The organism is Lactiplantibacillus modestisalitolerans (assembly GCF_005405425.1).
GTDB classification, from domain to species: domain Bacteria; phylum Bacillota; class Bacilli; order Lactobacillales; family Lactobacillaceae; genus Lactiplantibacillus; species Lactiplantibacillus modestisalitolerans.
The window spans coordinates 96,322-111,098 of record NZ_BJEA01000008.1 but is presented as its reverse complement, the minus strand read 5'-3'; the positions used below and the strand labels follow the sequence as shown (position 1 = coordinate 111,098).

The 14,777-nt window shown below is 50.0% G+C and carries 11 protein-coding genes; all 11 read left to right on the top strand.

The window, feature by feature from the left end; translation table 11 throughout:
- Positions 1 to 115 precede the first annotated feature (115 nt).
- The 11 genes from gyrA (at position 116) to FFM79_RS05165 (ending at position 14,652) form a co-directional block, all read left to right on the top strand.
- Complete coding sequence (gene gyrA, locus FFM79_RS05215) at positions 116 to 2,671, top strand: DNA gyrase subunit A (RefSeq protein ID WP_371852203.1); 2,556 nt, start codon at positions 116 to 118, stop codon at positions 2,669 to 2,671.
- Between the two features lie 305 nt (positions 2,672 to 2,976).
- A complete protein-coding gene (rpsF, locus tag FFM79_RS05210) occupies positions 2,977 to 3,276 on the top strand; it encodes a 30S ribosomal protein S6 (protein ID WP_137642415.1) in 300 nt (99 codons plus the stop codon).
- 35 nt (positions 3,277 to 3,311) lie between these two features.
- Positions 3,312 to 3,917 (top strand): single-stranded DNA-binding protein, encoded by a 606-nt coding sequence (gene ssb, locus FFM79_RS05205; protein WP_137642414.1) that lies wholly within the window; start codon positions 3,312 to 3,314, stop codon positions 3,915 to 3,917.
- Positions 3,918 to 3,952: 35 nt separating this feature from the next.
- Complete coding sequence (gene rpsR / locus FFM79_RS05200; RefSeq protein ID WP_125072224.1) at positions 3,953 to 4,189, top strand: 30S ribosomal protein S18; 237 nt, start codon at positions 3,953 to 3,955, stop codon at positions 4,187 to 4,189.
- A 240-nt stretch (positions 4,190 to 4,429) separates the two neighbouring features.
- Positions 4,430 to 6,442: a DHH family phosphoesterase gene (locus tag FFM79_RS05195; RefSeq protein ID WP_137642413.1), complete on the top strand. Its 2,013-nt coding sequence runs from the start codon at positions 4,430 to 4,432 to the stop codon at positions 6,440 to 6,442.
- Positions 6,443 to 6,454: 12 nt separating this feature from the next.
- Positions 6,455 to 6,907, top strand: a complete 453-nt coding sequence (gene rplI / locus FFM79_RS05190) for a 50S ribosomal protein L9 (protein ID WP_137642412.1) — start codon at positions 6,455 to 6,457, stop codon at positions 6,905 to 6,907.
- Between the two features lie 15 nt (positions 6,908 to 6,922).
- On the top strand, positions 6,923 to 8,356 hold the full coding sequence (dnaB, locus tag FFM79_RS05185) for a replicative DNA helicase (protein WP_137642411.1): 1,434 nt from the start codon (positions 6,923 to 6,925) through the stop codon (positions 8,354 to 8,356).
- Positions 8,357 to 8,870: 514 nt separating this feature from the next.
- The gene (locus tag FFM79_RS05180; RefSeq protein WP_137642410.1) at positions 8,871 to 10,100 is read left to right on the top strand and encodes an MDR family MFS transporter; all 1,230 of its coding nucleotides are present in this window, start codon (positions 8,871 to 8,873) and stop codon (positions 10,098 to 10,100) included.
- Positions 10,101 to 10,125: 25 nt separating this feature from the next.
- Positions 10,126 to 10,914 (top strand): glutamate 5-kinase, encoded by a 789-nt coding sequence (gene proB, locus FFM79_RS05175; protein WP_170177389.1) that lies wholly within the window; start codon positions 10,126 to 10,128, stop codon positions 10,912 to 10,914.
- A gap of 31 nt (positions 10,915 to 10,945) precedes the next feature.
- Positions 10,946 to 12,196 (top strand): glutamate-5-semialdehyde dehydrogenase, encoded by a 1,251-nt coding sequence (locus FFM79_RS05170; protein WP_170177385.1) that lies wholly within the window; start codon positions 10,946 to 10,948, stop codon positions 12,194 to 12,196.
- Between the two features lie 830 nt (positions 12,197 to 13,026).
- The gene (locus FFM79_RS05165; protein WP_137642409.1) at positions 13,027 to 14,652 is read left to right on the top strand and encodes a peptide ABC transporter substrate-binding protein; all 1,626 of its coding nucleotides are present in this window, start codon (positions 13,027 to 13,029) and stop codon (positions 14,650 to 14,652) included.
- The last annotated feature ends 125 nt before the right edge of the window (positions 14,653 to 14,777 follow it).

Sequence of the window (14,777 nt, the reverse complement as noted above, 5' to 3'; positions counted from 1 at the left end):
GTGCGACGGGTATGTACGCGTACCCGATTGGTAGAACGGAATAAGGAGGACGAAAGTTTTGGCTGATTCAGATTTATCGAATAATCGAATTACGGACGTGAACCTCACCAAAACCATGCGGACGTCGTTTCTGAGCTACGCGATGAGTGTTATCGTAGCCCGGGCACTGCCGGACGTGCGGGACGGTTTAAAGCCAGTTCACCGGCGAATCCTGTACGGGATGAGCGAACTAGGTGTGACGCCGGAAAAGCCGTATAAGAAGTCGGCCCGGATCGTCGGGGACGTCATGGGAAAGTATCACCCCCACGGGGACTCCGCCATCTACGAATCAATGGTTCGGATGGCCCAAGATTTCAGTTACCGCTACATGTTAGTGGATGGTCACGGGAACTTTGGTTCGGTCGATGGTGATAGCGCCGCCGCAATGCGGTATACCGAAGCACGGATGAGTAAGATCGCGGTTGAAATGTTACGCGACATTAACAAGGACACCGTTAATTGGCAACCCAACTACGATGACACCGAACGGGAACCAGAAGTCTTACCAGCGCGGTTCCCCAACCTGTTAGTTAACGGGGCGACCGGGATTGCCGTTGGGATGACGACGAACATTCCACCCCACAACCTGGCCGAAGTTATTTCGGCAATCCACCTCTTGATGAATAATCCGGATGCGACGACGGCGGACTTGATGGAAGTCTTGCCGGGTCCTGATTTCCCAACTGGTGGGATCGTGATGGGTAAGTCCGGGATTCGGAAAGCTTACGAAACCGGCCGCGGCAACATTATTATCCGCGCTAAAGTTGACATTAAAGAACAAAAGAACGGTAAGCAACGGATCATCGTGACCGAATTACCGTACATGGTCAACAAGGCTAAACTGATTGAACGGATTGCGTCTCTAGCCCGCGATAAGGAAATCGAAGGCATTACGGACATTAACGATGAAAGTGACCGGGAAGGGATGCGCGTCGTGATCGACGTGCGCCGGGACGCAAGCGCCTCAGTAATTTTAAACAACTTGTACAAGATGACCCTGATGCAAACCAACTTTGGGTTCAACATGTTGGCAATCGTCAAGGGTGCGCCGAAGGTTCTGAGTCTCAAGCAGATCTTAAACTATTACTTGGAACACCAAGAAGACGTCATTCGGCGGCGGACGCAGTTTGACTTGAAGAAGGCCCAAGCGCGCGCCCACATCCTGGAAGGGTTGCGGATCGCACTTGACCACATTGACGAAATCATTTCAATCATTCGTAACTCGCAAACCAGCGAAATTGCTAAAAACCAGTTAATGGACAACTACGGGTTATCTGATAAGCAGGCCCAAGCTATCTTGGACATGCGGTTAGTTCGTTTAACCGGTTTGGAACGCGAAAAGATTGAAAGTGAATATCAAGACTTACTGAAAGCCATCGCCGATTATAAGGCCATTTTGGCAAGTCGCGAACGCATTAACCAAATCATTTACGAAGAATTACTCGAAATTCAACGTAAGTTTGGCGATAAGCGTCGGACCGAATTAATGGTCGGCGAAGTGCTGAGCATCGAAGACGAAGACTTGATCGAAGAAGAAGAAGTGGCGGTCACGTTGACCCACAACGGCTACATCAAACGCCTGCCAACGACTGAATTTAAGTCGCAGCACCGTGGTGGTCGCGGGATTCAAGGGATGGACGTCCATGACGACGACTTCATTGAGCACTTGTTAACGACCTCGACCCACGACGTCCTGTTGTTCTTCACGAATGCCGGGAAAGTTTACCGGATGAAGGCTTACGAGATTCCAGAGTATGGGCGGACCGCTAAGGGGATTCCGGTCATTAACTTGCTCGGAGTCAACTCCGGCGAAAAGATTCAGGCGGTCGTAAACGTCAAGGGTGACGCCAACGACTCGGATAAGTACCTGTTCTTTACGACGGTTAAAGGGGTCGTTAAACGCACCCCCGTCCAAGAATTCGCGAATATTCGGAGCAACGGCCTCAAGGCAATTACGTTGAAGGACGATGACGAATTGATCGGCGTTAAGATTACCGATGGCAATCAAAACGTGATCATCGGAACGCACGCCGGCTACGCCGTTAGCTTCGATGAAACCAGTGTTCGGTCAATGGGCCGGACCGCAACTGGGGTTCGGGGAATTCGGTTACGTGATGACGACTTCGTGATTGGCTTTGACATCCTGAAACCTGACAGTAAGGTCTTCATCATTACTGAAAAAGGTTACGGGAAACAAACTGCCGCGGCGGAATACCCAATTAAGGGTCGGGGCGGTAAAGGGATCAAGACCGCCAACGTCACGGAAAAGAACGGCCCGCTTGCCGGGTTAACGACCGTTGACGGGACCGAAGATATCATGGTGATGACCGACCAAGGGGTCATGATTCGCTTTAATATCAGCACGGTTTCGCAAACTGGACGGGCAACCCTCGGGGTTCGGCTGATGCGTTTAACCGCTAGTGGCAAAGTAGCCACGATGGCGAAGGTTGATCCAGAAGTTGAAGCTGACGCGGATGCTGAATCAGCAACCAGTGCGGCGGATTCAGCGAGTGCGGTACTAGCAGACGGTCCGGTTGATGCCACTTCGGCGGCTGCGTCGGAAGCAACACCGGCCGATGCACCGGACGCAACGAGTGGTGAGGCCCATCCAACGGACTCAGATGAACAATAATTAACAACTAGCTTGATGAGTTGCGTTAAACCAATTTGTTAAGATTGCGGTCACCGCGGGATTTTTACCGGGTGGCCGTATTTTTTTGAATTATTTCCCGGGAAATTAACGGGAAAAATCAGTTTTTGGCGAACCTATTAGTTGTAACGGATTCCAAAATCTTTTTGTTCGTCGGCCAAGCTAAACCTTGCAACAACCTAACTTGGATGCTATACTTATAATTCGTGAGTATCTAAGTAGCCTTAGATTACTTTCCTTGCTCTTCAAGAAGAAGGGCCTGAAGTCCATAAGGAGGTGCAAATTTCATGAGTGAATCAAAGAAATATGAAATTACTTACATCGTACGTCCCGACATCGACGACGCTGCTAAAACAGCTTTAGTTGATCGTTTCGACAAAATCTTAACTGATAACGGTGCTGAAGTAATTGATTCAAAAGATTGGTCAAAGCGTCGTTTCGCATACGAAATCGGCGGTTTCAATGAAGGTACTTATCATATCGTTAACTTAACGACTACTGATGACACCCCATTAAACGAATTTGATCGTCTTTCAAAGATCAACGATGACATCTTACGTCACATGATCGTTAAACGCGAAGACTAATTAAACGAAACTAACTGAGAGAGGAGCACTTCTGCATGATTAACCGTACAGTTCTTGTTGGCCGACTAACAAGGGACCCGGAATTACGTTACACAAATGGTGGTGCCGCCGTCGCGACGTTCACCCTTGCCGTTAATCGTCAATTCACAAACCAGAATGGGGAACGTGAAGCTGATTTCATCAACTGCGTCATTTGGCGTAAGGCTGCTGAAAACTTTACGAACTTCACTCATAAGGGGTCGCTTGTTGGGATCGATGGCCGAATTCAAACCCGGAACTACGAAAACCAACAAGGGGTACGAGTTTACGTCACAGAAGTTGTCGTTGAAAACTTTGCCTTATTAGAGTCCCGGGCCGAGTCTGAACGTCATCAGGCTAATAACGGTGGTGGTAATAACAATTACGGTAACAGTAATTCGAATTACAACAATCGCAATAATAATGGCTATGGTAATCAAGGCCAAAATGCAGCTCCTCAACAATCATCAGCGGCTAACAATAATAATCCGTTCGGGAACGGCAACCCAACGTCCAATGCTGGTAGCAGTGCACCGTCAAGCAGTGCCAACAACAACCAGGCGGATCCGTTTGCCAATAACGGGGACCAAATTGATATCTCGGATGATGATTTACCATTCTAGTAGCATTGCTACCGTGATCGAGGAGGGAAATACCAATGGCACAACAAAGAAGAGGTGGCCGTCGTCGTCGTAAAGTCGACTTCATCGCCGCAAACCATATCGAATACATCGATTATAAAGATACTGACTTATTACGTCGTTTCATTTCTGAACGTGGGAAGATTTTGCCACGTCGAGTTACTGGAACTAGCGCCAAGAACCAACGTTCTTTGACGATCGCAATCAAGCGAGCACGGATCATGGGCTTATTACCATTCGTATCCGAAGAATAGTTCAGCTCTTTGAAAAGCCACAGCCATCGGCGCTGTGGCTTTTTCGTATTGTTTTGGATAGCGCTGTTTGAAATTGCTAGTCAGGCGTAGCAAGCGGTCTTAATTAAGGTCGTTAACGGGCTCAGCCCCGATACGACGGGCTTTGATAAGATGCGGGCCGCAAGTGATAGTTATGACTGAAGCCACTAGTGGTTTGTGATAAAATAGAGTTATTATTGAGAACTCTTGAGGGATTTTGAAATGAAAAAATTTTTTTCGCGCGAAAAAATTCCATTCTTCTTGCAAAATGAACAGTTACGGTTGCTTGCATTAGTCATTGCCGGGTTATCACTCGTCATGCTGGTGACGGGCTACCTCATGAACTGGATTTTTGGGACGATTATTTTAATACTGATTATCATGGCCGGCGTCTTATCGTATAATACGCTGATCGAACTCAGTTCGAGTGCCAACGAATACATTTCCGATTTATCTTACCGAATTAAACGCGGGGAGCAGGAAGCCCTGATTCAGATGCCCATCGGGGTCATGATCTTTAACGCCGATGACACGATTGAATGGGTCAATCCGTACTTGCAGCGCTATTTTGGGGATAAGGATGTTTTGGGCTACCGTCTAGAAGACGTGGACGCTGAATTGGCCGCCACGTTGACGGCGAATGCGGACACCCCGACAACGATTCGCTGGCAAGATTATCAGTTTGATTTACGCGTGCAACAAAGTACTAACACCGTCTACATGATGGACGTCACGAAGTACGCGGAACTGACGGACCAGTTCGAAGATGAAAAGTTAGTGATTGGGCAGATCTTTTTGGATAACTACGATGAGATTACCCAGTCAATGGCGGATACCGATATTTCGAACTTAAATAACTACGTCACGAACGAGTTATCTAAGTGGACCCAAATGTTTGGGATGTACTTAAAGCGGTTGGATGACGACCACTTTTTCTTACTCGGCTACGCTAGCAGCTTACGGCGGGTCGAAGAAAACAAATTCCAAATTTTGGACCGGATTCGGGAATCAACGTCGAAACAAAACTTTCCGTTAACTTTGAGCGTTGGGATTGCTTACGGTGAACGCAACATGAATAACCTTGCCGATCTAGCTCAGAGCAACATGGACCTCGCCCTTGGACGGGGTGGGGACCAAGTCGTTGTGAAGGCCGAAGACGAGCCCGCCCGCTTCTACGGCGGGAAGACCAACCCAATGGAAAAGCGGACCCGGGTTCGGGCCCGGATGATCAGTCAGACGCTCCAGGAATTAATGAACCAGTCCGACCAAATCTTTGTTCAGGGCCACCAGCAACCCGACATGGATGCGGTTGGAGCCTGTTTAGGATTACGGCGGATTGCCGAGATGAATGGTAAACAGTGTTGGGTCGTTTTGGATGAGCAGAACGTCCATTCCGACATTCAACGACTACTTGACCAGTTAAAATCAGACCCAACCATCGAAGCAGCCATTATTTCACCGGCTGAGGCGTTAGAAAAGGCGACTGACCAAAGTCTATTGATCATGGCCGACCATTCTAAGCCAAGCATTTCGATGTCGCAGGCGCTCTATGAACGGCTCGAAAACCGGGTCATGATTATCGACCATCACCGCCGGGGTGAAGAATTCCCCGAAAATCCGGTCTTGGTCTACATTGAACCGTACGCTTCCTCGACTTGTGAACTGATCACCGAAATGTTCGAGTACCAGTCCCACGACGCGGAACCAATCAATAAAATTGAAGCGACCGCCATGTTGACCGGGATTGTGATCGATACCAAGTCGTTTTCACTGCGGTCCGGCTCACGGACCTTCGACGCGGCCAGCTACTTACGGTCCGCCGGGGCGGATTCCTTACTGGTTCAGCAGTTCATGAAAGAAAACGTGGACAGCTACTTGCAACGCAACCATTTGATCGAATCGGTCGAATTTGTGAACCAGGATATGGCCCTCTGTGTCGGCGAAAACGACCAGGCGTACGATCCCGTCACGGCGGCGCAAGCGGCAGATTCGCTACTGTCAATGTCCGGGGTCGACGCGTCGTTTGTCATTACGCGTCGCGAAGACGGGCGGGTCGGTATCTCGGCGCGTTCGCTCGGTGAGATCAACGTGCAAGTTTACATGGAAAAACTGGGTGGCGGTGGTCACTTGTCGAACGCGGCAACCCAGATTGAAGGTAAGGCGGTCGATGAAGTTAAACAGGAGCTGATCGATTTACTGACGGCGACGGACGAACCGACCCCAGAATCTAATTAGGAGTGATAGTTGATGAAAGTTATTTTCTTAAGCAATGTTCGTGGTAAGGGCCAACGCGGCCAAATTAAAAACGTGCCGGATGGGTACGCACAAAACTTTTTAATTAAAAAGGGATTAGCGAAAGCTGCTACCAAGGGCGCCGTGGCGACCTTGAAGGCTGAACAAAAAAATGAAGCGGCCCGGGCAGCCGAAGAATTGGCGGAAGCGAAGCAAACCAAGCAGGCGCTCGAAGCTGACGAAACGGTTGTTGAATTAAAAGCCAAGGCCGGCACGGACGGCCGCTTATTCGGTTCAATTCCTAGCAAGCAAATTGCGACGGCCTTAGCCGACCAATATCAAGTTAAGTTAGATAAACGTAAAATCGAATTGCCAGATCCAATTCGGGTATTAGGTTACACAAACGTGCCCGTTAAGTTACACCCAGAAGTAACGGCCAAAATTCGGGTCCACGTGGTCGAAAAATAAAAAGGATGAACTTTAATGAACAATGATGTGCTAGATCAAACCCCACCTCAAAATATTGAAGCCGAACAGGCGGTTCTCGGGGCGATCTTTTTAAATGGTGACGCCTTGGTTGAAGCGATGGAGTTTGTCGAAGCGCAAGATTTTTACCGGCGCGCACATCAGATCATCTTTGCCAGCATGGTCACGCTGAATGACCGCGACGAAGCGATTGATGCGGTGACCGTTAGTGACCTTTTAACGGCCCAAAATCAGCTGGATGACGTTGGTGGGATGAGCTACATTGCCGAGTTAGCGGGGTCGGTTCCGACCGCGGCGAACGCGGGCTACTATGCCAAAATCGTGGCGCAAAAGGCGACGGTTCGGCGGTTGATCAAAACGGCGACCGAAATCACGCAAAAGGCTTACACGGAAAATGACGACGTCACGACGTTACTTGACGACGCTGAACGCGAAATCATGAACGTTTCCGAACAACGGAATCAGAGTGGTTTTAAGTCGATCAACGAAGTTTTGAACGCGTCGATTGAAGAAATTGACCGGTTGTACCAAAACGATGATGACATTACCGGGTTGCCAACCGGCTTTACCGAACTAGATAAGATGACGGCGGGCCTGCAGCCCGATAACCTGATTATTTTGGCGGCCCGGCCCGCCGTTGGGAAAACGGCCTTTGCGTTGAACATTGCCCAAAACGTAGCGACCAAGACCGATACGACCGTCGCCATTTTCAGTTTGGAAATGGGGGCTGAATCGCTGGTTAACCGGATGCTGTGTGCGGAAGGAAGTATCGACGCCGGTCATTTACGGACCGGGCAGTTAAACGAAGAAGAGTGGGAACACCTGGTGGTGGCGATGGGGAGCTTGTCCAAAGCAAGTATCTACATTGACGACACCCCCGGAATTAAGATGTCCGAAATTCGGGCCAAGAGTCGGCGGCTGGCTAAGGAACAGGGTAACCTGGGCCTGATCGTCGTTGACTACCTCCAACTGATTGAAGGGGGCAATACCGAAAGTCGGCAACAAGAAGTTTCCGAAATTTCGCGGCAAATGAAAAAGCTAGCCAAGGAATTAGGCATTCCCGTTATTGCCCTGTCCCAGCTTTCCCGGGGCGTGGAACAACGGCAAGATAAGCGCCCGGTATTATCTGATATTCGTGAATCCGGCTCAATCGAACAAGATGCCGACATCGTTGCCTTCCTGTACCGTGAAGATTATTATGATCGCGGTGATGAAGACGATGATGGTGGCGGTGGCGGCTTTAACGGCGGCGGTGGTGACTTTAATGGCGGTGATCCCCGCGATGAAGATGCCTCCGAAGACGTTGGTGAAGTTGAAGTTATTATTGAAAAAAACCGGGCCGGGGCGCGGGGAACCGTTAAACTGTTGTTCGTCAAACCGTTCAACAAGTTTTCGTCAGTTTCTTACGCGCAGGACCCGCAACAAGGTTAATCAAAATGGACGCTCAGTTTTGGCTGGGGGTCCATTTTATTTGGGACCATGATGCTTGGTGTTGAGCTGCCAGGAAGGTTACCAATTTAATTTTCAATCAGTTCGCTGTGATTACCGAAATGAGTAAGCAAGATGATACTAAATTTAGTAATCGTTCTGTGGGATGATCTTCATTAATTGAGATTTGTTAAATTACGCCGCAAAACTTCATATGAAGGTAAATCTAGCCAGTAGTGGGGGTCACCATGGCTCAACTGCGAAATTATTCTTGGCCGGAAGTGGGGTGCTTCCGGCTTAGAATAAGGCTCGAATTTGAGATTGCTCAGTGGTTTTTCTGAGTGAGCTCAAATCGATGCCCGCAGTGTTCCAGCCAACCGGTGACACCCGCTACTGGCGGCAGTCTTAGTACCACCTATTATCGAGCCGTTTTAGCTGGATTCTCACAAACGCCCTGTTATTTTTGAGAAATTTTGCTATGATGAAACTTAGAGTCTGTGAACGGGGTGGTGGTGCAATGGCACGTAAACAAGCAATCGCAACGCCCTGGCTAATTGCCGGGCAGTTTATGAATAACATTGGAATGAGCTTTATTTGGCCATTAACGACCATTTATATGCATAACGTTTTGGGAAAGTCCCTGACCGAAACCGGGGTCGTGTTACTGTTAAATTCAGTGGCGAACGTCCTGGCCAGTACGATTGGGGGCCGCATCTTTGACCGCAGTAATCCGTATTATTTATTACTGATGGGAATTGTATTGAACGGGGCGGCCAACTTCATGCTGATCTTTTGGCACGGTTGGCCGTGGTACCCGATTTTACTGGTCGTGACCGGTTTTGCGGCTGGGTGGTTGAACACCATGTTTAACGCCTTAGCAGCCAGCGTACCACGCCAAAAGGTTCGGCGAACGTTTACCTTGATGTACCTAGCGGCCAATTTAGGGGTCGTGTTCGGGACGATGTTTGTCGGCATCGTTTATAGTATGGGCATGGCGTTGTTGTTCTCAATGACGACCGGCCTCTTCGTTATTTTCCTGATTATTGCGTTGTTTGAATATAACGTGGATTCCTCTAACGTAACCGGGGTCGACCCGCGGCAGGAAAAAAACATCCGGTTACCGCGACCCAACTTCTGGATGGTTTGGACTTTCTTTATTAGTCTATTTATTATTTGGCTACTGTACGAACAATGGGTCAGCAACCTCTCCGTCTACATGACGAACTTGGGGATGCCGCTACGCAATTATAGCTTTTTATGGACGGTCAACGCCGGTTTACTGGTGGTCATTCAAAGTATTCTTAGTTTACTGGGTGACCGGATTAAAAACTTATATTATCAATTTTTCTTCGGCATGTTATTTGTCGGACTATCATTTTTATCACTCGTCAGCGCGCACGATTACCCGCACTTTATTTTTGCAATGGTCTTACTCACAATTGGGGAGGCCACCTGGTCACCGGCCATGCCAACGCTGGTCAGTCAGTTATCACCAGTCGCTGCCAAGGGCCGTTATCAAGGCTTAGTGCAAGCGTTTAGCGCGTTAGGGCGCTCCTTGGGCCCGTTATTCGGTGGGGTAATCATTGATAATTGGTCCTATAAGGCTTTGTTTTTATTAGCATTTGTGGTTTTATTAATAGTATTAGCAATTAACATGGGGGTCGTGCACGTGCATCAGCATACGGCCACCAATTATATGCAACTTGATATTCATTCGGACGATGTTTCACGTGAAACAAATAAATAAGAAGTTGGTGGCAACAGTGAAAGTGATGCGAGAATTGCACGCAAAGCGCGTCGTAATCAAGGTTGGGACGAGTTCGCTCGTCTATCCCGACGGCGCGATCAACTTACGGGCAATCGACCAGTTAGCGTTTGTAATTAGTGCGATGCGGCACCGTGGCCGTGAAGTCGTACTCGTCTCTTCGGGGGCAATTGGGGTCGGCTTAAACTACCTCGGTCTGAAAAAGCGGCCCAAAGCGATTCCTGAACAGCAGGCCATCGCAGCGGTTGGGCAAACCGAATTAGTTTCGATCTATAAGGAACGGTTCGCCGTTTACGAGCAAAAAATCGGCCAAGTTTTGTTGACCCGCGATATTTTCGTTTATCCGGAAAGTCACCAGAACGTGTTGAATACGTTCGAAGCCTTATTAGCGCAGAACGTCATTCCCATCGTTAACGAAAATGATACGGTTGCGGTTGATGAGTTGGATCATGAAACCAAATTTGGGGATAATGACCAGTTATCCGCCATCGTCGCCACCAACATCGGGGCCGACTTACTGATCATGCTTTCCGACATCGACGGCTTTTACACTGGCAACCCGAACGCCGACGCCAATGCCGAACTACTAACGCGCGTTGAACGGGTTACGGACGCAACCTACGAGCAAGCTGGTGGCAGCGGCAGCCGTTTCGGGACCGGCGGGATGGTCACCAAACTGAAGGCCGCCGAACGGATGCTGGCCGCGCACGGGCAGATGATTTTGGCGAACGGTGAAGACCCCGCCATCATTTTTAAAATTTTAGCTGGCGAGCCCGTCGGCACTTTATTTGGATAATTAAAGACACTTTAACTTAGGAGGTAGCTTCATGGAAATGACAACCGCTGATTTAGAACAGTTGGGCCAACGCGCCCAAACGGCTAGTGCCACGCTGGCCCAGTGTTCAACCACCGTTAAAAATACCGTTTTGACCGCCATGGCAGCGGCTTTACGGACGCACGCGAGTGAAATTTTAGCCGCTAACGCGCGCGATTTAGAGAATCCGCAAGTGCCGGCGAAGTTCGTTGACCGCTTAAAGCTAACGGCTGACCGGATTGACGCGATGGCGCTCGGCTTAGAACAAGTCGCGGGCTTACCCGATCCAATTGGCAACGTGGACCGGGCGTGGAAAAACGCGGCCGGCCTAATGATTGCCAAGCAACGGGTCCCGCTCGGCGTTATCGGGATGATTTTTGAAGCCCGGCCCAACGTGACGGTTGACGCGTCCGCGCTGTGCTTCAAAACCGGGAACGCGGTTATTTTACGGGGTGGTAAGGAAGCTTTGCATTCCAACCAAGCCTTAGTGCAAGTCTTGCGCGCCGTGTTAGCGGATCAGGGCTTGGACGAAAACGCGATTCAGTTGATCCAGGATACCTCCCACGAAACCGCCGCGAAGTTCATGCAGTTGACCGGCTACGTTGACGTGCTGATTCCGCGCGGCAGTGCGCGTCTGATTCAAACGGTCTTGCAAAAAGCGACCGTTCCCGTCATCGAAACGGGTGCGGGTAACTGCCACGTCTACGTCGACCAGGCGGCCCAACTTAAAATGGCTACTGAAATCGTCGTTAACGGCAAGGTCCAACGGCCATCGGTCTGCAACGCCACCGAAAAATTATTGATTCACGAAGCGGTTGCAAAGGACTACTTACCAACCATTATTCAAGCCCTGCGTGACCACGGGGTGGAAGTTCGCGGAGACGCAGCCACCCAAGCCATCGTGCCCGACGTGGTTCCCGCCACACCGGAAGACTGGGGTACGGAATATAACGACTTGATTATCGCGGTTAAAGTGGTGCAATCTGAGGATGAAGCGATTCAGCACATCAACCGCTACAATACCCAGCATTCCGAAGCGATTGTGACGGATAATTACCAAGCTGGGAAACAATTCCAGCAACGGGTCAACGCCGCTTGCGTTTACATTAACGCGTCCACCCGCTTTACGGATGGCTTCGAATTCGGTTTCGGGGCAGAAATTGGGATTTCAACCCAGAAACTGCACGCTCGCGGTCCGATGGGCTTAGCGGAGCTAACGTCGTATAAGTACGTGATCGATGGGAATGGTCAGGTACGGCAGTAAGGATACTTAATATTTGACAATGATGGAAGGGGCCCGGTGTGGGCCTCTTTTTTTGTTATATCTCGCCGAAACGTGTTCGGACCAGCTGACCTCTGCGCTTGCTACGCTAAGGCGCCATCGCACAACCCGCGACAACGCCTTAGCTAGGCAATGCTCAAGGTCAACCCGCTGGCCCTCACACTCTGCCTTTGAAACGTGTTCGGAGCGGCTGACGCCTGTGCCTACTACGCTAAGGCGCCATCGCATAAACCGCGATAACGCCTTAGCTAGGTAGTGCTCGGCATCAATCCGCCGCTCCTCACACTCTAAAAAAATCATTGACAAATGTAAACCAAAGCCTTAACCTTAAATTAATCAAAAAACCATGAAATTTTAATCTTAGGTAATTGCAGAGCAGAGTATGCGTGGCACCGTGATTTAGCGACCGTCGACAGTGCAAGGACGGCACCCCCCACGCAGAAGATGGGCTCGAAGTACCGGTCACCTTTCCGTGACCCGTTTGGGTGCGTTATTCCCCATCGAGTGGGTGCACTGCACCTAAATCGGGGTGGTAACACGGCAACGTCGTCCCCGTATGCCTGAGCGCATACGGGGACTTTTTCCGCTTGAAACGCGATTTCACCCCACGCAGTAGCTCAGCTGATGACAATGATCCGGGTTAAAATTGCTAGTTAAAAATTAGGGAGGTTGGTAACAATGACAACGCAACGATTTGGTACAAATGCTTTAATGCACGCAACGACTCACAATGGTGGACTCCCAAAAATGTGTTGCTGTTACGGCTTCGTAGGAGAAACGCATTAATTTTTAACTAGGGATGGTGTTGTTCAATGCAACTAAAAAAATGGATCGGGGGGACGGGCGTCTTGGCGCTCGGCCTAATATTAGCGGGGTGCGGCAAGCAGTCGCAAGCCCAAAGTAATGCCAACAAAACGTTAACGGTGACCGCAACCCAGTCAATGGCGACCGCCGACCCCAATAAGGCCGACGACATTGCCAGTCAGGCGGCCATCGCGCAGTTTATGGAAGGCTTGTACACGACTAATCAGAAGGGGAAGGTCGTGCCGGCGATTGCCAAAAAAGTCGTGCAGCCAACCAATGGTGGAAAGACGTACACCTTTAATTTACGGCACGACGCGAAGTGGGCCAACGGCAAGAAGGTGACGGCGGCGGACTTCGTGTACTCGCTTCGGCGGCAGGTCGATCCGCAAACGAAGTCGCAAGAAGTCGGCCACGTGGCTGAAATTCAAAATGCCAGTGCCATTACCGACGGGAAAAAAGCCGTACAAACGCTGGGGGCTAAGGCCCTGGGTAAATATAAATTGCAGCTGACACTGGAACGAAAGGTGCCCTACTTCAATTACCGGCTAGCCACGGAAATTTATCCGTTGAATAAGCAGTTTACCGAGAAGTATGGAAACCAATACGGGACCAGTGCCGCGAAGACGCTCTCAAACGGCCCTTACCAACTTAAAGGCTGGGATGGGACGAATGATACGTGGAAGTACGTGAAGAATCCGCACTACTATGCCAGCAAGGGCGTGCGCATCAAGAACGTGAAGGTGCAAACGGTGAAAACGAATTCCACCGCCCAAAACCTGTTTGAAAGTAACGCCGTGCAGGTTACCCAAATTACGGGTACTCAGGTGGCGAACGCTAAACAGGGTGCGCTTAAAGATCAATTAAAAATTACCAAGCTCAACCAGTTGTACTTTTTACTTTGGAACCAGAAGAATTCCGCTTTACAAAACACCGCCTTACGGCAAGCGGTTAGTTACGCTTTAAACCGGCAGTCGTTGGTTAAGAACGTGTTGAAGGACGGCTCCGTGGCGGCCAAGTCGCTAGTCCCAACTGGTAACGCCAAAAATCCGCAGACCGGGGCCGATTTTAATCAGGATACCGGCAACTTGTACCCGTACGACCCGCAGAAGGCCAAGCAATACTGGCAACGTGCCCAGGAAAGCTTGGGCCAGAAGAACTTGAAGATTCAACTGCTGACGAACGATAACGACGTTAACAAGTCGGTCGCTGAATTTATTCAAGCCGCGATTCAAAAGCACCTGGACGGTGTAACCGTCAGCATCAAGTCGGTGCCACTCTCGAACGAAATTTCGACTTTGAGTAAGGGCAATTTTGACCTGGCGACCCTGTCATGGTCCAGCGACTTCCAAGACCCCATCGATTTCTTGAATAAGGCCTCCATCACCAACTCGGTCGATTTCGGGAAGTTTGAAGATGCCGATTACGAAGCACTAATCAAGACGATCACGGCTGACCAGCAGTCCACGAAGGACCGCTACGCGACGATGCAGCAAGCCGCAAAAATGGTCGCTGCTAAGCAGGGGGTAACGCCGGTCTATCAAACGGCCGCCGCGCACCTGATTAGCGATAAGGTCGGTGGCGTTCACTTTACGTTGCTCCGGGATGCGTTGTACCGCTATGCTTACTGGAAGTGATGTTGGGGGTTAGGCTAATGCTCAATTTGCTGTTTTCCTGCAAGGTAGTCGAAACGTGTTCGGGCCGCCTGGTATCTGCGCTTGCTACGCTAAGTCGCCATCGCCAAGCCCAGGCGATAACGCCT